Origin of the sequence: Rhizobium sp. AN80A (assembly GCF_030053015.1) — a bacterium.
Taxonomy (GTDB): Bacteria; Pseudomonadota; Alphaproteobacteria; order Rhizobiales; family Rhizobiaceae; genus Rhizobium; species Rhizobium metallidurans.
Genome location: NZ_JASJPX010000003.1, coordinates 2,316,280 through 2,333,984, shown reverse-complemented (window position 1 = coordinate 2,333,984; position 17,705 = coordinate 2,316,280). Strand labels below are relative to the sequence as shown.

General features: G+C 64.5%; 18 protein-coding genes. 6 read left to right on the top strand and 12 right to left on the bottom strand.

Features of this window, described 5'->3' with window-relative positions; translation table 11 throughout:
• The first annotated feature begins 23 nt into the window (after positions 1–23).
• Positions 24–212 carry a hypothetical protein gene (locus tag P3R82_RS23130; RefSeq protein ID WP_183901487.1) on the top strand — a complete coding sequence of 63 codons (189 nt, stop codon included), beginning with the start codon at positions 24–26 and terminating at the stop codon, positions 210–212.
• A 97-nt stretch (positions 213–309) separates the two neighbouring features.
• On the opposite strand, the gene P3R82_RS23125 is transcribed toward P3R82_RS23130, so the two are convergent.
• On the bottom strand, positions 310–2,322 hold the full coding sequence (locus tag P3R82_RS23125) for a methyl-accepting chemotaxis protein (RefSeq protein ID WP_283195475.1): 2,013 nt from the start codon (positions 2,320–2,322) through the stop codon (positions 310–312).
• A 233-nt stretch (positions 2,323–2,555) separates the two neighbouring features.
• On the bottom strand, positions 2,556–4,259 hold the full coding sequence (locus tag P3R82_RS23120) for a glycosyltransferase family 2 protein (RefSeq protein ID WP_283195474.1): 1,704 nt from the start codon (positions 4,257–4,259) through the stop codon (positions 2,556–2,558).
• Positions 4,260–4,549: 290 nt separating this feature from the next.
• On the opposite strand from P3R82_RS23120, the gene P3R82_RS23115 reads away from it, so the two are divergent.
• Positions 4,550–5,425 (top strand): transporter substrate-binding domain-containing protein, encoded by an 876-nt coding sequence (locus P3R82_RS23115; RefSeq protein ID WP_283195473.1) that lies wholly within the window; start codon positions 4,550–4,552, stop codon positions 5,423–5,425.
• Positions 5,426–5,485: 60 nt separating this feature from the next.
• Here P3R82_RS23115 and P3R82_RS23110 read toward each other — a convergent pair whose 3' ends face one another.
• The 5 genes from P3R82_RS23110 to P3R82_RS23090 all read right to left on the bottom strand — a co-directional run bounded on the left by P3R82_RS23110 (position 5,486) and on the right by P3R82_RS23090 (position 8,612).
• The gene (locus P3R82_RS23110; protein ID WP_183901490.1) at positions 5,486–5,899 is read right to left on the bottom strand and encodes a tellurite resistance TerB family protein; all 414 of its coding nucleotides are present in this window, start codon (positions 5,897–5,899) and stop codon (positions 5,486–5,488) included.
• Between the two features lie 53 nt (positions 5,900–5,952).
• Entirely contained in the window at positions 5,953–6,693 is a 741-nt protein-coding gene (locus P3R82_RS23105; protein ID WP_283195472.1) for a thermonuclease family protein, read from the bottom strand.
• Positions 6,694–6,704: 11 nt separating this feature from the next.
• Positions 6,705–7,370 (bottom strand): helix-turn-helix transcriptional regulator, encoded by a 666-nt coding sequence (locus P3R82_RS23100; RefSeq protein ID WP_183901492.1) that lies wholly within the window; start codon positions 7,368–7,370, stop codon positions 6,705–6,707.
• A gap of 105 nt (positions 7,371–7,475) precedes the next feature.
• Positions 7,476–8,123, bottom strand: coding sequence for a response regulator transcription factor (locus P3R82_RS23095; protein WP_183901493.1), 648 nt, complete (start codon positions 8,121–8,123; stop codon positions 7,476–7,478).
• A 90-nt stretch (positions 8,124–8,213) separates the two neighbouring features.
• The gene (locus P3R82_RS23090; RefSeq protein WP_283195471.1) at positions 8,214–8,612 is read right to left on the bottom strand and encodes a hypothetical protein; all 399 of its coding nucleotides are present in this window, start codon (positions 8,610–8,612) and stop codon (positions 8,214–8,216) included.
• Between the two features lie 110 nt (positions 8,613–8,722).
• Between P3R82_RS23090 and P3R82_RS23085 the strand changes: the two genes are divergently transcribed.
• Both P3R82_RS23085 and P3R82_RS23080 read left to right on the top strand, forming a co-directional pair.
• Positions 8,723–9,076: a DUF952 domain-containing protein gene (locus P3R82_RS23085; protein ID WP_283195470.1), complete on the top strand. Its 354-nt coding sequence runs from the start codon at positions 8,723–8,725 to the stop codon at positions 9,074–9,076.
• Positions 9,073–10,161, top strand: a complete 1,089-nt coding sequence (locus P3R82_RS23080) for a quinone-dependent dihydroorotate dehydrogenase (RefSeq protein ID WP_283195469.1) — start codon at positions 9,073–9,075, stop codon at positions 10,159–10,161. The genes P3R82_RS23085 and P3R82_RS23080 overlap by 4 nt, the downstream gene beginning before the upstream one ends.
• On the opposite strand, the gene P3R82_RS23075 is transcribed toward P3R82_RS23080, so the two are convergent.
• From P3R82_RS23075 to P3R82_RS23065, 3 genes are read right to left on the bottom strand one after another with little or no spacing between them, the layout of a single operon-like run.
• Positions 10,137–11,483, bottom strand: a complete 1,347-nt coding sequence (locus P3R82_RS23075) for an MATE family efflux transporter (protein ID WP_283196411.1) — start codon at positions 11,481–11,483, stop codon at positions 10,137–10,139. The genes P3R82_RS23080 and P3R82_RS23075 overlap by 25 nt on opposite strands.
• 44 nt (positions 11,484–11,527) lie before the next feature.
• Complete coding sequence (locus tag P3R82_RS23070) at positions 11,528–12,025, bottom strand: CAP domain-containing protein (RefSeq protein WP_283195468.1); 498 nt, start codon at positions 12,023–12,025, stop codon at positions 11,528–11,530.
• A 1-nt stretch (position 12,026) separates the two neighbouring features.
• Positions 12,027–12,293: a DUF6460 domain-containing protein gene (locus P3R82_RS23065; RefSeq protein ID WP_183901498.1), complete on the bottom strand. Its 267-nt coding sequence runs from the start codon at positions 12,291–12,293 to the stop codon at positions 12,027–12,029.
• Between the two features lie 144 nt (positions 12,294–12,437).
• On the opposite strand from P3R82_RS23065, the gene P3R82_RS23060 reads away from it, so the two are divergent.
• Both P3R82_RS23060 and P3R82_RS23055 read left to right on the top strand, forming a co-directional pair.
• Complete coding sequence (locus P3R82_RS23060; RefSeq protein ID WP_283195467.1) at positions 12,438–13,370, top strand: methyltransferase; 933 nt, start codon at positions 12,438–12,440, stop codon at positions 13,368–13,370.
• Between the two features lie 196 nt (positions 13,371–13,566).
• Positions 13,567–14,202, top strand: coding sequence for a YitT family protein (locus P3R82_RS23055; RefSeq protein ID WP_283195466.1), 636 nt, complete (start codon positions 13,567–13,569; stop codon positions 14,200–14,202).
• Here the strand turns inward: P3R82_RS23055 and pdeM are convergent.
• A complete protein-coding gene (gene pdeM, locus P3R82_RS23050) occupies positions 14,199–14,924 on the bottom strand; it encodes a ligase-associated DNA damage response endonuclease PdeM (RefSeq protein ID WP_283195465.1) in 726 nt (241 codons plus the stop codon). The two genes, P3R82_RS23055 and pdeM, sit on opposite strands and share 4 nt — an antisense overlap.
• A gap of 175 nt (positions 14,925–15,099) precedes the next feature.
• Positions 15,100–17,613, bottom strand: coding sequence for a ligase-associated DNA damage response DEXH box helicase (locus P3R82_RS23045; protein WP_283196410.1), 2,514 nt, complete (start codon positions 17,611–17,613; stop codon positions 15,100–15,102).
• Between the last annotated feature and the right edge of the window lie 92 nt (positions 17,614–17,705).

The window sequence follows — 17,705 nt, the reverse complement described above, 5'->3', positions numbered from 1 at the left end:
CGCACACGAGGAGGAATAGCGAAATGCTTCTGAAGATTTTCACCGCAAAGCGCGATGTCGTCGATGCCGATGACACCGGAACCTACGCGGATGGCTACCATATGCCGGAACTCGACATTGCCGCCTACAAGCGCAGCGACCGCCGCTCCTCCTACGAGCGCGATTATGGCCGTGGCCGCAAGGCTGAAGAGGTTTCGCTCGGTCTCGTCTAGGCGATCGATCGCAGCATGAATGAAGTCGGCACCTGCCGGTATGAAAATGGGCGGCCTCGAGCCGCCCATTTCGTTTCTGCGAGAGGCTTGTCGCTCCTCAGAATTCCGTCCAGTCTTCATCCTTCTTTTCCACGGAAGGCGTGCCGCCGAATGCGTTGGCGAGCTTCTGGCCGAGAGCGTGCGCCGGCGAAGAGGTCGGCCGCGTAACGCCCGAGGTGGCGATCCGCACCGGTGCCTTGCGGGTCAGCACGGGCTTGGCCGAACGCGGTGCCATGGGTTCGTTGGCATCCAGCACCACCCTTGGCGTAAAGGCCACGGTGCCGCCGCCGGTGCCGGTCAGCTTGAACTGGTCGAGCAAGGTGTTGAGCGCCGCCGCCTCGGTCGCCAGCTTGTGGCTGGCCGCGGTGCTTTCCTCCACCATCGCGGCGTTCTGCTGCGTTCCCTGGTCCATCGTGTTGACCGCGGTGTTGATCTCCTGCAGTCCGATCGATTGCTCGCGCGCCGCCTCGGCGATCGCGTTGACGTGCTGGTTGATCTCCTGCACCTCAAGAACGATCTCTTCCAGCGCCTTGCCGGTCTCGCCGACCAGCGAAACGCCCGACTTCACCTGGTTGCCCGAGGTCAGGATGAGCGACTGGATTTCGCGTGCCGCATTGGCGGAGCGTTGCGCGAGTTCGCGCACCTCCTGGGCGACGACCGCGAAGCCCTTTCCGGCTTCGCCGGCGCGCGCTGCTTCCACGCCGGCATTGAGCGCCAGAAGATTGGTCTGGAAGGCGATGTCGTCGATCACGCCGATGATGTTGCCGATCGATGCCGAGGACTGTTCGATCTGCTGCATCGCGTTGACCGCCTTGCGCACCACCTCGCCGGATCGCTCGGCGCTGTGGCGGGTTTTTGACACCAGCGTGCGCGCCTCTTCCGCCCGGCGCGCGGCATCCTTCACCGTCGTCGTGATCTCTTCGAGCGCTGCAGCCGTCTCTTCGACAGAGGCCGCCTGCTGCTCGGTGCGCCGCGAGAGCTGGTCGGCCGAGGAGCGGATCTCGCCGGCGCCCGCCGTAATCGCACGGGCATTTTCGCCCACGGTCTGCATGGTTTCGTTGAGCTTGAAGATCGAATTGTTGAAGTCCTGGCGCAGGCTGTCGAGGCTGCCTTCGAACGGGGTGTTGATCTGCGAGATCAGATCGCCGGTCGCAAGCTTGCGCAAGCCGTCGCCGAGCGCGCTCACCGTGCGCGAAAGATCGGCCGCCTCGGTGGCGCGCTGCGCTTCGATTTCGCGCCGTTCGCTGTCGGTGAGATTGCGGTTGCGCTCCGCCTCCTGCTCGAGGCGCAGGCGCTCGATGGCGTTGTCGCGGAAGATCGAGACGGCAGCCGCCATTTCGCCCACCTCGTCGCGCCTGTCCATGCCGTCGACGGCGCTCGACGTCTCGCCCTCGGCAAGCCGCGTCATGCGCTCGCGAAGCCGGGCCATCGGCGATGTGATGCCGGCCTGCGCGATCCAGATGCTGAGCCCGATCGCCGCCAACACGGCGAGCCCGACCACCACGAAACAGAGAAGGATGCGGCGATCGACCTTGGCGGAAAGCGCGTCGCCGCCGTCGTTGAGTTGGACCATCAGCGCGTCGTTGTTGGCGATCATCTTCGGCGTGACAAGCGAAAGCTTGGCGTTCAGCTCGGCCGCCGTGGCCTGCGCGCCGGTGCGGTCGCCGGCTTTGGCCTGCTCGCTCACCTTTTTCGACAGGCTGTCCATCTCGTCGATACCGGCGATGATCTCGTCGATCACGGACTTGCGGTTCGGCACGAGCTCGGCTGCCTGCTGTAGCCGCTCGCGCGCCTGCTGCATCTTGCTCGGCGCCGCGATCGCCGCGTCGAAGTCGGGCGTGCCGGGGGTAAGGTCGGAGATGACGGTTGCCTGCAGCACCGCCGCGGTGGCGGACGCGCTGGCGCGCGAGGCCTGCATCGCCGCAAGCGCTTCATGGTCGATGAAAGCGCTGTAGGCGGCATCGGCGCCGCGGAATTCCTCGATGACGTAAACGAGACCGCCGATCGCGATGACGCCGAGAAGCGCAACGACCGAGATGATCTTGGTGCGGATTTTGTAGTTTTTCAGCATGAATGGGCCCATGGGCTGCGGCCAGGGGGTGGCCGGATACGATCGTTTTCAAAAGGCAGGCGGTTTCGAAGGCAGGATGACGCTTTCGATGCCGCGGGAAAGATGCCGGTAAGGCTCGACAGGCGCATCATGCATTCGGTCGGGGACCGGTGTCGTCGAACGCGACTAGAATCCATATTGCTTAAGGCGAACCTAACGCATCCGGATGTCCACGAAATTTAGTTCGTGACCGGTCACGGAGAGGATGCGGGGGCGGAGCGCATCGTTGGCGGCGAGGCCGTCGGCAGATGCGGGGTCTTGTCCCAGAAAAACGGCTTGAAATGCAATTGCCACACGGCGCGCCATGCCGCAGCCGATATCAGCATCCAGTAGAGGGGCAGGGCGACCCAGCGCCAGCCGACCTTTCGCTTCTCGTCGCGCAGCATGGCGCGCCGGCCAAGCACCAGCAGCACCACGTAGCTGCCCAGCATGTTGGAAACATCGATCAGGAACAACAGCGCCTCGCCGGTGCCGGGCATGGGAAAGCCGAGCATCATGTAGCTCGCGGCGGTCAGGATCAGCATGATCATCCACGGATGCGTGAGCGAGGCGACGAGCATGCCGCCGATAAGCACCTGGAAGACGACAAACGGCCAGACCCCCATCTCGCGCATGAGCTTGCCGGGTGCGCGCATCATCACCAGCCATGTCTGCAGCCAGCCCTTGAACCATCGTGTCCGCTGGTTGAGCCAGACGTCGCGCGTGGTCGGCGCGTCCTCGTAGGTCGGGCAGTCGATCACGCCGCAGCGGTAGCCGAGCCTGTAGAGCCGCAAACCGAGATCGGCGTCCTCGGTCACGTTATAAGGGTCCCACCCGCCGCACGCCCTGAGGTCGGCGACGCGCAGATGGTTTGACGTGCCGCCGAGCGGCATCGGCAGCCGGTGCTTTGCCAACATCGGCAGCAACAGGCGAAACAGCGCCGCGTATTCCAGCGCGAAGGCGGCGCTGATCCACGAGCCGCCGACATTGGAGACGATCAGCGGCGCCTGCAGGCAGGCAATGTCGTTTCGGCTGGCGAGGAAAGTCGCGTAGGCCGCCCGCAACTGGTCGGGATGCGGCCTGTCCTCGGCGTCGTAGATGACGAGGAATTCTCCGCGCGCGGCGCCGAGCGCGTAGTTGAGCGCCTTCGGCTTCGTTCTCGGATGGGCGACGGGCACCGCGACGATTTCGAACTGCGGCCCGAGATCCTGTTTTTCGAGCGCCGCGATCGTCGCATGGTCGTCGGCCTCGCATATCAGCTTGATATCGAGCTTGGCGGTCGGCCAGTTGAACTGCTTCAGCGCCGCGACGAGCTGGCCGGCGACCTCCGCCTCCTTGTAGAGCGCGACGAACACGGAATAGACGGGCAGCCGCTCGGTTGGCTGCGGCGCTGGCTGCGGACCGCGACGGTATCGCAACGCGCAGATTCTCAGCAGGATCGCCGCCATGTAGACGAGCGACAGCGCCAGGTGAACGATAGCGACCAGCGGCAGATTGGAGAACGCCGCGAAACCGAACGCGCACAGAAGAGCGCCGGCGATGAACCCCTGCTTGCCCGAGAGCACGATGCGGGCGCTGAACCGCCCGCTGTCCTCGAACAGCGTCCCGATGCTCTGCTTCACCCGCCGCGTCGCACCGACGCGCCAGATGGCGTCGCGCATCGCCGTGGGGGTGGTGACGATGATCCGCTCCGCAAGCCCCGGTCGCGCCTCGATCGTCCGCGCCAGCGCCAGCAGCCGGCCGGCCTCGGGAACGATGGCGATCATCGCCTTGTCGGCATAGTCCAGCCGCACCGATCGCGTGTCGGAAAGCTGCGTGTCCAGTGTCTGGTCGTCATGGATCAGGGCCGGATCGAGCTGCGACAGGAATGGCAGGCGAAGCGCGCGGGCGAGGGCGGCATAATAGCTCTCCGCATCCACCCATCGGTTGGCCAGGAGCTCACGCTCGATCGACGTGCCGTTGTGGCGGGCGCGGCCGCCGCGCGCGCGATCGTCGGCTTTCCGATGCCGAGCCGAAGCAGCGTCTCGATCTCGATCTGCCTGATATCATCGACCACACCCCGCCGGCACGGCCGGCGAGATCGGAATTTTCGGCCGCTGCTGAAGCGTCGTGGAACGGGTGCTGATCCCGCCCGACGCATATTCCCCGATACGCATGACTCTGATACACCGTCGTTGAATTGGCAGTGCAGTCCCCGGGGCAGATCATAATGGTGCGATTTAAGCTGGCATCTCTCAATCCTAAGGGGTTTTTCAGCCTTTGGCTGTTTCTGGTTGCAATTTGGCTACCTCTTTCGGCTGCGGCGCAGCAGGCGGCGCCCTCCTTGCCCTTGCTGTTCGACAGCCGCGAGCGTCTCGCCAGGCCCGATTTGACCAGCCTGGTGCGCCTGCGCTTCCTGACTTCAGTCGATTTTCCGCCGTTCAATTTCATGGATCAGAACGGCAAGCTCTCGGGCTTCAACGTCGATCTCGCCCGCGAGATCTGCGCCGAACTGGAGATATCGGACAGGTGCCAGATCCAGGCCTTGCCCTTCGCAAATCTCAAGGACGCGCTGGCCGCCTCGCAGGGCGATGCGGTGATCGCCGGTCTGGCGGTCGGCAGCGAGCTGCGCGGGCAGTTCGCCTTCTCGCGTCCTTACCTGATGCTGCCCGCCCGCTTTGCCCGCAATCTGAAAGCGCCGATCACGGGCGAGAACGCGGCAAGCCTTGCCGACCGCCCCGTCGGCGTCGTCAAGGAAACGGCGCATGCCGCCATGCTTTCCACCTATTTCCCCAAGGTCAAGGCGATCCCGTTCGATAGCAAGGAAGCGCTGCTGGCAGCGTTGAAGGACGGCAAGGTCGATGCCGTCTTCGCCGATTCACTGCAGCTCTCTTTCTGGGTGTCGTCGCAGGCATCGGAAAAGTGCTGCGCCCTGTTCGACGGTCCCTATATGTCGCAGGAGTTCCTGGGCGAGGGCATGACCATCATGCTGCGGCAAAAGGACGAGGTGCTGCGCTCGGCCTTCGATCATGCGCTCGCGGATCTGTCACGCAGCGGTCGCCTGCAGGAAATCTACCTGCGCTACTTCCCCTATGGGCTTTACTAGTCACGTCGCGCAAAAGCGTGCAGCGGTTTTGCTGCGGCGACATGCGATAAAGTAGACAGTTCAGCCCTTGCGGAAGCGGGCAATGGCGCTGCGCTCGATCGCGGCGCAGGTCAGCTTGTCGAGGCCGAGCCGGTCGCGCAGCAGGCTCAGCAGCCGCAGTTCCTCGGCCTTCACCGAGAGGTCGGCCGACGCGACCTCGACCGCCAGCGCATAGGCCGTGTCGTAGAGCTTCGGCGACAGCGTGTCCTTGACGGTTTCGAGAACGACGTCGAGCCCCTCGGGACCGGACAAGAGAGCGGCGCAGTCGCGCGCGGCGGAAATCAGCTTGTCGTCGTCGAAGCCTCGAAACACAGGCAGAAAGCCGATCAGCTGTCCGATACGCTCCATCTCCCGGTCATTCATCGTGCTGTCGACGGCGGATGCCATGACCATCACGTAGATCAACGCGTCGTGGGCGGAAAGCGGCTTGTTCATGTCTGCATGATTCCTCTGCGATGTCAGCAGAGTTTAGGAATTGGCCGCGCCCATTACAAGGGATCGCTCATATCTTGGGGCTGCGTCAGGTCGAGCGTATCAATCGCGCCGGCCTGGCGGGGATCCTGCCCGTAGATGCCGTTTCCATCTCGCTTCGCCTTGGCGCCCGCCTCCGCGAAGGCTGAGCCCGCCTCGGCCTCGGCCCACCCATTCTCGATCAGCCAGGCGGACAGGTCCTGCGTGCCGATCTTGCAGCTGGCCATCGCGATGCCGCTCCAGTCGGGATCGTTGAGATCGCAGTTGACGGTCCTCAGCCGCAGGAAGAGCCGGAAATTGGTCTTCGCCAGCATGCCGCATGGCCATTCCGGGCCCTTGGCACTCGGGCAGGTCTTGTCGACCGGTGTCGGTGTCAGTCCGGCCAATTGCAGCCGCCTTTCGCCGAAGCCGAGCATGCCGGCGCTCTCGGCCACCGGGCGCGGCAGGTCGATCCCTTTCTCGGCCACCGCGACGGGCTTTTTCTCCGGCTCCGGCGCCTGTTCACGCTCCAGTGGTTTGCCATCGACCGAAGACGGATAGAATTGGCTGGCGTCGTCCACCGGCCGGGCCGTCATGCTGGTGTCCGGGTTTGCCGTCGGCTGAGCGGGCGCAGAGGTCTCAGGCCCGGCCGCCTCTTGCGCCGGTTGAGTGGCCCGTCGCGCATCCGACGCATCGCTCAACCGATTTCCGCCAGCGGTGATCAGGCCGATGACGATCGCAATTCCCGCAGTCGCTGTCAGGAGTGCCGCAGGCTTCATGGAAGATTTTCCTACTGGCTGGCCCAGATGATCCGGGCGATCCAATCCACGTCGGAGAGTTCGATCGTTCGGTTGGGGTGTTCGGGATTGAGCGACATCAGCTCGATCGAGCGCGGGCTCTGGCGCATCAGCACCTTGGCCATCACCTCTCCCTCGCGGGTCTTCACCACGACGCGGTCGTTGCGGCGCACCTGCGCGCCCGGCTCGACGATCAGAACGTCGCCGTCGCGATAGAGCGGCATCATGCTTTCGCCCTGCACCTCGAGCGCATAGACGCCCGCCTTCTGCGATGGTGCGGCAGGAAATTCCACCACGTCCCAGCCCTGTCCGGCCGGAAAGCCGCCATCATCGAAAAAGCCGCCCGCGCCCGCCTGCGCGAAGCCCAGGAGTGGGATGGAGCTGCCCTGCGGCGGAAACGCGCCCTCCGGCAGCGTCGAGAAACTGCCCTGTGGCCGCATGAATGACAGGAACTCCTCCATGCTGGAGCGGGTCGCCTCCAGCACCTTGGCGATCGATTCCGTCGACGGCCAGCGCAGCCGCCCATCGGCGGAAAGACGCTTGGATTTGTTGAAGGAGGTCGGGTCGAGGCCGGCGCGGCGGGCAAGCCCCGAGGGTGTCAGGTCGTGCCGTTCGGCAAGCCTGTCGAGCGCTCCCCAGATCTGCTCGTGTGACAGCATGTCGCCTGATCCCGTGCGCGCCACGGCGCTCCCTAATCGGCTGAAAGATTAACCGCAAGGCGAGCAGGAGTAAAGAGACAAGAGGAATAAAATCCTCTCCTCTCGTCAGGCGACCATTGCCATGTTGATCTTGCCGAGCTGGATCACCGCCTGCGTGCGGCTGTCGACGTCGAGCTTGAGAAGGATGGCCGAGACATGCGCCTTGATCGTCGCTTCGGACACACCGAGCTCATAGGCGATCTGCTTGTTGAGCAAGCCCTCGGCGAGCATGGTCAGCACCCGGCTCTGCTGCGGCGTCAGCGTATGCAGCCGATGGATGAGATCGGCCACGTCGGGGTCCTGTTCCTGTCCGTCCCGGTAGCTGTCGGGTGTTGCGATGTCGCCCGCGAGCACCGTCTGTATGCCCCGCCGGATATCGTCGATCCCGGCCGATTTCGAGATGAAGCCGGACGCGCCGAGCTCCAGCGAGCGGCGGATCGTCGTCGCGTCGTCGGATGCCGAAACGATGACGATCGGCAGGCCCGAAAACTCCGAGCGCAACGCCATCAGCCCGGAAAAGCCGCTGACCCCCGGCATGGCGAGGTCGAGCAGCATCAGGTCGGCATCGGGGTTGTCGCCGACCAACTTGCGAGCCGCCGCGAAATCGCCTGCCTCGACGATATCGGGATGGCCCTCCATCCCGGTCAAGGCCTGGCGAAGCGCATCGCGAAACAGCGGATGATCGTCGGCAATGATGATTGTCTGCTCATGCATCGAAAACTCCCTCCCAAGAGCCCGATCATGAAGTCCATGCACCGCCTTCCTCCACGGTTCATGCCTTCTTGCTGCAGGGACTATAGCAAATCATGTCTTTTGCGGAAGGGCATTGCCCTGATCCTCGCTCTGGAATTCCTTGACGATCCCCATGAAGCTGCGCATCCAGCGCTCCATGATGCCGATCGAGCGGTCGATTTCGGCGTCGGAGGGAAGCGCCTTGTTGACGATGCTCTTGTTCTCGAGCGCGGTGACCCGGTCCGCCAGCCTGTCGAGCTCCCCTTCATAGGCGGCGCGTTCGTCGGCGGCCATGCGGCAGACCAGCGCCCCGTCCTTCTGCTCGCAGAGCGACATGGCGCCGGTCTGGCGATCGAGCCGCACGAAACGGTCGCCGCTGCGCTCCAGCTGGAACCGGCTCGAGTCCGGCTCGGCGGCCGAAACGGCGAGCGGAATGAGCACCAAGGCGAGGCTGAGCGTGATATTTTTCATGGTTTCCTCCGGAAATCTCTGTGGCTGCCGCATTTTTTTCGTGCGGCGCGTGGACATCGCCGCGCAACTGCGGCAAAGCCCGGGAAAGACCAGCCATTCATGAGGCCATCATGACCCTGACACCCACGCTTTACAAGATCGTGACGGAAACGCTGTGGCGGGACGCCCGGCAAAGCGGCGTTTTTCGTGGCGCCGCGATCGATCTGAAGGACGGCTTCATCCACTTCTCGACGGCAAGCCAGGCGGTGCAGACGGCGGCGTTGCACTTCGCCGGTCAGGCCGGCCTGCTGCTGGTCGCCGTCGATGGCGCCGCCCTTGGCGACAAGCTCGTCTTCGAACCCTCGCGCGGCGGCGATCTCTTCCCGCATCTCTATGCGGACCTTCCGCTTTCGTCCGTGCTCTGGGAAAAGCCCCTGCCGCTCGACGCCGAAGGCAAACACATCTTTCCGGACCTTCAGCCATGATCGATCTCTTCAAGCACGCCGCCCGCAAGGGTCTCTTCCTCTTCGATCCGGAAACGGCGCACGGCATGTCGATCGCGGCGCTGAAGTCCGGCCTCGTGCCGGCCTGCGCCGCACCGTTGGACAAGCGCCTGCGCCAGACGGTGGCCGGGCTCGAATTCGCCAATCCGATCGGCATGGCGGCCGGCTACGACAAGAATGCCGAGGTGCCGGAAGCGCTGCTGAAGATCGGTTTCGGCTTCACCGAGATCGGCACGGTCACGCCCAAGCCGCAATCCGGCAATCCGCGCCCGCGCATCTTCCGTCTGGTCGAGGACGAAGGCGTGATCAACCGCCTCGGCTTCAACAACGAAGGGCACGACGCCGCCTTCGCGCGCCTGTCATCCGTCCGGGGCAACGGCATCATCGGCGTCAACATCGGCGCCAACAAGGATAGCGACGACCGCATCGACGACTACGTCAGGGGCATCCGCCGCTTCTATTCGCTGGCGCGCTACTTCACCGCCAACATCTCCTCGCCCAACACGCCGGGCCTGCGCGATCTGCAGGCGCGCGAAAGCCTATCGGCGCTGCTGTCGGCCGTGCTTGCCGCGCGCGACGAGGAAGCCGGAAAGTCCGGCCGCAAGATCCCCGTTTTCCTGAAGGTCGCGCCGGATCTGACGGAAGAGGGCATCGATGACATCGCCGCCGAGGCGCTCTCGCATGCGCTCGACGGCCTGATCGTCTCCAACACCACGCTGTCGCGCGACGGCCTGAAGGATCAGCGTCAGGCGAAGGAGCAGGGCGGTCTCTCCGGCAAGCCGCTTTTCGAGAAATCGACCGCGGTTCTGGCGAAGATGCGCAAGCGCGTCGGCCCCGATCTGCCGATCATCGGCGTCGGCGGCGTCTCGTCGGCCGAAACCGCGCTGGAGAAGATCAAGGCCGGCGCCGATCTGGTGCAGCTCTATTCCTGCATGGTCTATGAAGGCCCGGGTCTTGCGGGTGACATCGTTCGCGGCTTGTCGAGGCTCATGGACCGCGAGAAGGCGGCCTCCATCCGCGATCTGCGCGACAGCAGGACGGATTACTGGGCGGGTCGGAACGTCTGATCGGCCCGCTGCTTCACCCTCAGCACCAGCAGGAGGCCGCGGGAGAGCAAGAACAGGTTGATCGCCAGCCACAGGCCGTGGTTGGCAAGGAGCGGCACGAGGATCGCGACCGCGGCCAGATAGATGGCGAACGACATCAGCATGCGGTTGCGCATGTCGCTCGACCACGTCGCTCCGATGAACACGCCGTCCATCAGGAAGGCGAGCGCGCCCGTCAGTCCCGTGATCGCCGCCCAGGGCAGATAGAGACTTGCGACCTGACGCACCTGTGATGATGTCGTCAGGCTCGCGATGAGCGTATCGCCGGCCAGGAACAGAAACAGCGAGATGACACCGGCAAGCCCGAACGACCAGATCGCCGTCAGCTTCAGGCCGCGATCGAAGGCTGGGCGGTGACGGGCGCCGACGGCGCGGCCGGTGATCTGCTCCGCGGCGTTGGCCAGTCCATCCAGATAAAAGCCGGATAGCATCAGGAAGTTCATCAGCACCGCATTGGCCGCCAGCGTCACCGCGCCGAAGCCGCTGCCGATCCGCGTCATGACGGCGTATGCGCCGACCAGCACGAAGGTGCGGATCAGGATGTCGCGGTTCAGCGTGAAAAGCTCGGCCATCGGCTGCCACGCGAAGATCTCGCGGCGCTTCGGCCACGCGCCGCGACCGAAGCTTGTAAGCACGATGAACAGACCGGCAAGCGCCCCGATCGTCTCGCCGACGGTCGTCGCCCAGGCGACGCCGGATATTCCCCAGTCGAGCCAGAGGCCGAGGGCGATCGCCAGCACGATGTTGACGCCGTTGATCATGCTTTGCAGCAGGAGACCGACGCTTCCCTGCCCGCGCCCGAGCACGAAGCCGAGGATGGCGTAGTTGGCGAGCGCCGCCGGTGCGGCGAGAATGCGGATGGAAAAATAGGTGCTGGTCGCCTGCGCCACCGCGTTTTCCGGCCCCATCAGCTTCAGGCCCGCCGCAAGAAGCAGCGGCGACAGAAAGAGCAGGGCCACGCCGCAGCCGAGCGCCGATAGGATCGCGCGCCAGAACACGCCCTGCTCGGCATGCCGCTCGCGCCGGCCATAGGCCTGCGCCGTCAGCCCCGTGGTCGAGGCGCGCAGGAAGTTGAAGCTGCCGAGAATGAGGTCGAAGAGCATCGCCCCGATCGCCAAGCCCGCAAGCGCATCGGGATCGCCCATGCGGCCGACGACGCCGGTGCCGACAAGGCCGAGCAGCGGCGTGGTGATGAAGCCGAGCGTCATCGGAATGGCGATCGACAGCACCATCCGGTGCGTCACCTCGAATGCCAGTGCGTTGCCGCTATCGCCGGTGTCCAAGCCTGCGTTCAAGTCCTGCCTCCCGACAGAGAGGCGCAATCACCTCAGTTGGAAAGCACCATGGCCCAATAGGGCACGTTGCGGGAAGCGGGATTGTAGGCAACCGCGACGCCGAGACCGGTATAGCGGCCGAGCATGTTTTCCAGGTGGGATGGCGAGTTGATCCAGGCGGTGACGACGGCGGGAACCGTCTGCTGGCCCGTGGCGATGTTTTCGGCGGCCGGCAGCCGCACGCCGCTCGCCTTCACGCGCGGACCGAAGCCGTCGGCGATGCCCATGACATGCTTCATCTTGCCGGCCGCTGCCATGCGCTTGGCCTGGAAGAGGGCGGCGGCCGTCGCGGCCGGATCGACCTGAAGCGGCGGCAGGCCGTTCTTGGCGCGCACCTGGTTGACGAGCGGCAGCGATGCCGCCGTCTGGTCCTCGCCGTTGGATGGCGTCGAGGGCTCTTTCGGGCCGGTGGCGCAGCCGGCGACGCCGGCTGCAAGCGCAAGAGCGGAGAAGCGCAGAAGACTGCGCCGTGAGAGATCGATTGAGGTCATGTTACCGGCGATAGCTGAAGAGACGGATGATGAGGAAGATCGGAATGACGATGGTGGCGCCCAGCAGCAGATAGTCGCCGACGCGACCAAGCGCGGAGAAGCCGCGGCGCCAGACCTCGAGGACGAAATCGCGGACGCCGTAGACGAAATCGAGCGGTGCCAGCCCGAAGACGGCCATGATGAAGCCGACGATCAGCGACACCACCAAAAGCTTGATCAACGTACGGCCGAGCGAGTCGCCCAGAAACTTGTTCACCTGATCGGACATGCATCATCTCCTGTTCACCCCTGAGATATGGGCGCGGATCGTTGCCCGCAAGCTTTTTCAGGGCTGTTGCATCCGCCTCTGAAATAGGACTTGAGTTTTTTTGTGGCCGCCGCCAAATGCGGGCCGCGCCAACAGGTCACCATCATGCCGCCTCATCTCCAGACTTCAGGCGATGCCATCGCCGACCGCCGTGCCGATTACGCCAGGATGCTGGACAAGGGCGGCGAGCCGGATGCCGCCGCCGAACTCATGGAGCAGGCGCTGGAACTGGTGCCGGATTGGGCGGTCGGCTGGTACTGGCTTGCCACCTACCGCGAAAAATCAGGCAATATCGCTGGTGCGATCGAAGCCTACAGGCGGACCGGCGAACTCACCGAAGACGATATCTTCGGCGCCACGCTGAAGCTCGCCTTCCTGGGCGACATCGCCGTGCCCGATCAGCCGCCGAGCATCTATGTCGAGCGCCTGTTCGACGATTACGCCGCCCGCTTCGAGACCTCGCTGGTCGATAAGCTCGGCTACGACGTGCCGGCGAAGCTCGCCCGTATGATCGCCGCGACCGGCCGGCATTACGCTCTGGCCGCCGATCTCGGCTGCGGCACGGGGCTGATGGGGCCGGAAATCCGCTCCATGGCCGGCAGGCTCGAAGGCTTCGATCTCTCGCAGAACATGCTGGCGAAGGCTGAGGAAAAGCATGTCTACGACCATCTCGCCCAGGCGGACCTGTCGCTGCCCGCGCAAGCGTCCGGGCTGTTTTCCGATGGCGGCGCGCATCGCGCCGATCTCGTCACGGCGGCCGATGTGCTGATCTATCTCGGCAACCTGGAGATCGCCTTTACATCGGTCGCGGGCCTTTGCGCCGAAGGCGCCGATTTCGGCTTTTCGGTCGAGGAAACCGAGGACGAGGATGGTGTTCACCTCGCCCATTCCCTGCGCTATGCCCATTCGGAAGGCTACATCCGATCGCTCTGCGCCCGCCACGGCTTCAAGGTGATCGCGATGAGCCGCACCACCATTCGCAAAGATGGCGCCAACATCATTCCGGGCATTCTGTTCCTTGCACGCAAGATCGCCTGACGGACCGATTCTTGCGAAGTTTGAATAGGTCAGCATTGCTTACGTATTTCGCTTGAAAACGCGGCTGATGAGCCGGATAATCCCGCTCATCAGCCGAAGAGCGCGAATTCTTCCCGGCGACCAATCATTCACATCCCCTGCCGCCTGGGATCTGTCCGGGCGTTCTTGAACTTGTCTGCCGTTGGAGATTAGCGACATGACTCAGCTCATCAATGCCCTTGGCTTCTGGAACACGAGCGCCACGCGCCATACCCCCGTCGAGGACGTGCAGGGCATCTTCTCCGGCAGCCTTGTCGCCGCCCTTGGCCTATACGTGCTGGCAAGCGCCGGCTTGCTTACCGGCAGCACGGCGGGCATCGCCTTCCTGCTGCACTATGCCTTCGGCATCAATTTCGGCCTCGCCTTCTTCCTGCTCAACCTGCCGTTCTTCTATCTCTCGTGGAAGCGCCTCGGTGTCGTCTTCACCATGAAGACCTTCATCGCCATCGGCCTGACCTCGCTGCTGACAAGCCTGCAGCCCAATGTCATGAGCATCGCCACCATTCATCCGGCCTGGGCAGCACTTCTCGGCGGTCTGCTCCTCGGCTTCGGCCTGCTGGCGCTCTATCGCCACCGCGCCAGCCTCGGCGGCGTCGGCATTCTCGGCATCTACATGCAGGAGCGCTTTGGCATTCGCGCCGGCCTCGTGCAGATGGCCGTCGATCTCTGCGTGCTTGCGGCCGCCTTCTTCGTCACCACGCCGCCTGTCGTATTCTACTCGGTGCTCGGCGCCGTCGTGCTCAATCTCTTCCTCACGATCAACCACCGCGCCGACCGCTACGTCGCGCTCTAACCGAGCAGATTGCCGAAGCGGACCGAATAGATCCGGTCGCGCCCGAGTAAGTGCGCGATCAGCGACGGCTGGTCGAACAGCCCCTTCATCGCCTTGTGGCGCAGATCGAGCCCGCCGCTCATCACCCCGAAAGCCGGCATCAGCAGCCTTGCGCCATCGGTGGCGAAGCAGGGACGGCGGATCGATTTCTCGCGCCGCCGCACGGTGGCGGAAGGATGCAGGTGCCCCGCGATCTCGCCGCTCTGCAACCCGCCCTTCGGCTCGTGCCGGAAGGTGAGCCCGCCATGATGCAGTTCGTCGGCGCAGGCACCGGGCAGATCGACCGTGCCGTCAGGGTCATGGTTGCCGTTGATCCAGATCCACTCGCGCCCGCGCGCCATGTCCGAAATCAGCGTGCGAAACGCCTCCGGCATGTGCGCCGAGCCGATGCGGTCGTGAAAATTGTCGCCGAGCGAGATCACCAGCTTCGGATCGTAGCGGGCGATGACGGCCGACAGTACCGTCAACGTCGCCAGCGTATCATAGGGCGGCAGCATCATGCCGCGTCGGGCAAAGGCGGCGCCTTTTTCGAGATGCAGGTCGGAGACGACGAGAACGCCGGTATCAGGCAGATACAGCCCGCCCAGCGGATCGCACACGGCAGCGATCCCATGCACGGACGTTTCCACGCCCGGCATCGCCGCAATCCCGTTCAATTCCCGCGCCAGGGCCAGCCGGTTCATCACGCTTGTTTCTTCTCCGCTCGACCACCCTCATTCCTGTGCTCGTCACAGGAATCCAGCTACCGCGCGTCTGCGCGGTAGGGACTCTTTTCAGCCCAAGGACTTGGGCTGGCTGGATCCCTGTGACAAGCACAGGGATGAGGGCGAACTAAGGTGGGCCTCAGCCAGTCACCATTCAATCCATCAAAGCTTCGGCAATCAGGTCGTCCGCCGCTTCCGCCAGCAGATGGTCCTGCGCCTCGCCATGCACATGCTCCTTGCCGATCTCCAGCATCACGGGCACGGCGAGCGGCGAGATGTGCTCCAGCGGGCGGTGGGTGATGTGCCCCTTGATTCGCTTCAGCATATCGCCAAGACGGCCGATGTCCAAAAGCCCGGTCGCCGCGTCCTGCCGCGTCGCCTGCAGCAGGATGTGGTCGGGCTCGTGGGTCCTCAGCACATCGTAGATCAGATCGGCCGAAACCGTGACCTGCCGGCCGCTCTTTTCCTTGCCCGGGTGCCGACGCTCGATCAAGCCCGCAATCACGGCGCAATTGCGGAACGTGCGCTTCAAAAGGAAGGATCCGTCGAGCCAGCTTTCGAGATCGTCGCCCAGCATGTCCTCGTCGAAGAGCTCGGAGAGGCTGAGCCGGCCGCTTGATATCATCCGCCCCATATCCTCCAGCCCCCATATGCCGAGCGAATAGTCGGTGGCGACGAAGCCGAGCGGCTTGGCGCCAGCGCGTTCCAGCCGGCGGGTCAAAAGCATGCCGAGCGTCTGGTGCGCCAGCCGCCCCTCGAACGGGTAGGCCACCATGTAGCAGCGGCTGCCGCGCGGGAAGGTCTCGATCAGCAGCTCGTCGCGCTTCGGCAGGATCGACTTCTCCTTCTGGATCGCCAGCCAGTCGCGCACCTGGTCCGGCAGCCGGTGCCAGCGGTCGGGATCGTCGAGCATCGAGCGCACCTGATCGGCGAGATAGGTGGAGAGCGGAAACTTGCCTCCGGCATAGGATGGGATCTTCGGATCGTTGGAATAGGCTTGGCTCGCCAGCGCCTCGTTCTCGCGGATGCCCTCGAAGCGCAGCACCTTGCCGGAGAAGATGAAGGTGTCGCCGGGCGAAAGCTGCTCGAAGAAATACTCCTCCATCTTTCCAAGCGTGGCCCCGCCGCGCCCGATGCGGCCGCCTTCGCCGCGCTTCACCATCTTCAGGTTCAGCATCGGGCTCTCGACGATCGTGCCCGAATTGAGCCGGTATTGCTGCGCCACCTGCGGATTGGAGACGCGCCAGCGCCCCTCCCTGGTCTTGCGGATGCGGGCATAGCGCTCGTAGGTGCGCAGCGCATAGCCGCCGGTAGCGACGAAATCGACGACCCGCTCGAAGGTCTCCCAGGAAAGATCCGCATAGGGCGAGGCGCTGATGATCTCGTCGTAGAGTTCCAGCATGTCGAAGGGCTCGGCGCAGGCCATGCCGAGAACATGCTGGGCAAGCACGTCGAGCGCGCCGCGCCCGATAGGCGGCGTGTCCTGCGCGCCGATATAGTTGGCGTCGAGTGCCGCCTGGCACTCCATCACCTCGAAACGGTTGGCGGGAACGAGGATCGCCTTGGAGGGCTCGTCCATTCGGTGGTTGGCGCGGCCGATGCGCTGCGCCAGCCGCGAGGCGCCCTTGGGCGCGCCGACATGGATGACCAGATCGACGTCGCCCCAGTCGATGCCGAGGTCGAGCGTCGAGGTGGCTACCACGGCGCGCAGCCGGTTCGCCGCCATCGCCGCCTCCACCTTGCGCCGCTGGCCGACATCGAGCGAGCCGTGATGCAGCGCGATCGGCAGATTGTCGTCGTTGGCGGTCCACAGCTCCTGAAACAGCATCTCCGCCTGGCTGCGGGTGTTCACGAAGAGCAGCGTCGTCTGGTGCTCGAGCAGTTGCTTGTAGACGTCGGGGATCGCGTATTTGGCCGAGTGCCCGGACCAGGGAATGCGCTCTTCCGTGGAAAGGATCGAGATGTCGGGCTTGGCCCCGCCCTCCACCGTAACGATCCCGGCATGCCGCTCGCCACCTTCCGGCTGCGCCACCAGCCACTTCTGCAGCTCCAGCGGCTCGGCAACGGTGGCCGAAAGGCCGATCGTCTGCAGCTTCGGCGCAAGCCGCCTGAGCCGCGCCAGCCCCAGCGACAGCATGTGCCCGCGCTTCGAGGTGACCAGCGAATGCAGCTCGTCGAAGATGATGTATCTGAGATCCTTGAAGAAGCGGTCAGCCTCGCCATTGGCGAGCAAAAGCGCCACCTGCTCCGGCGTCGTCAAAAGGATGTCGGGCGGGCTGAGCTTCTGGCGCTGGCGCTTCGAAACGGGGGTGTCGCCGGTGCGGTTCTCGACGGTGACGGGCAGTCGCATCTCCAGCACCGGCTTCATCAGATTGCGCTCGATATCGACCGCCAGCGCCTTCAGCGGCGAGACGTAGAGCGTGTGGATGCCGGTAAAGGCCGAGCCAGGCGGCATCTTGCCGCGGCGGGTGAGGTCGGTGAGCGACGGCAGAAAGCCGGCCAGTGTCTTGCCGGCGCCGGTGGGCGCGATCAACAATGTGCTCTCGCCGGCCTCGGCGCGCGCCAGAAGCTCCAGCTGATGCCTGCGCGGCTGCCAGCCCTTCTCCGCGAACCAGCGGGTAAAGGGGGCGGGCAGGGATATCAGGCGTTCGCTATCGATCTGGTCCACCGCCTGAATGTAGTTCAAACCGCGACGATGAGAAGGCGGTCCGTTCGCTATCGGCGAAAAGTGCGAAGCCTGAGGGGCCTCGCACTTTGGCC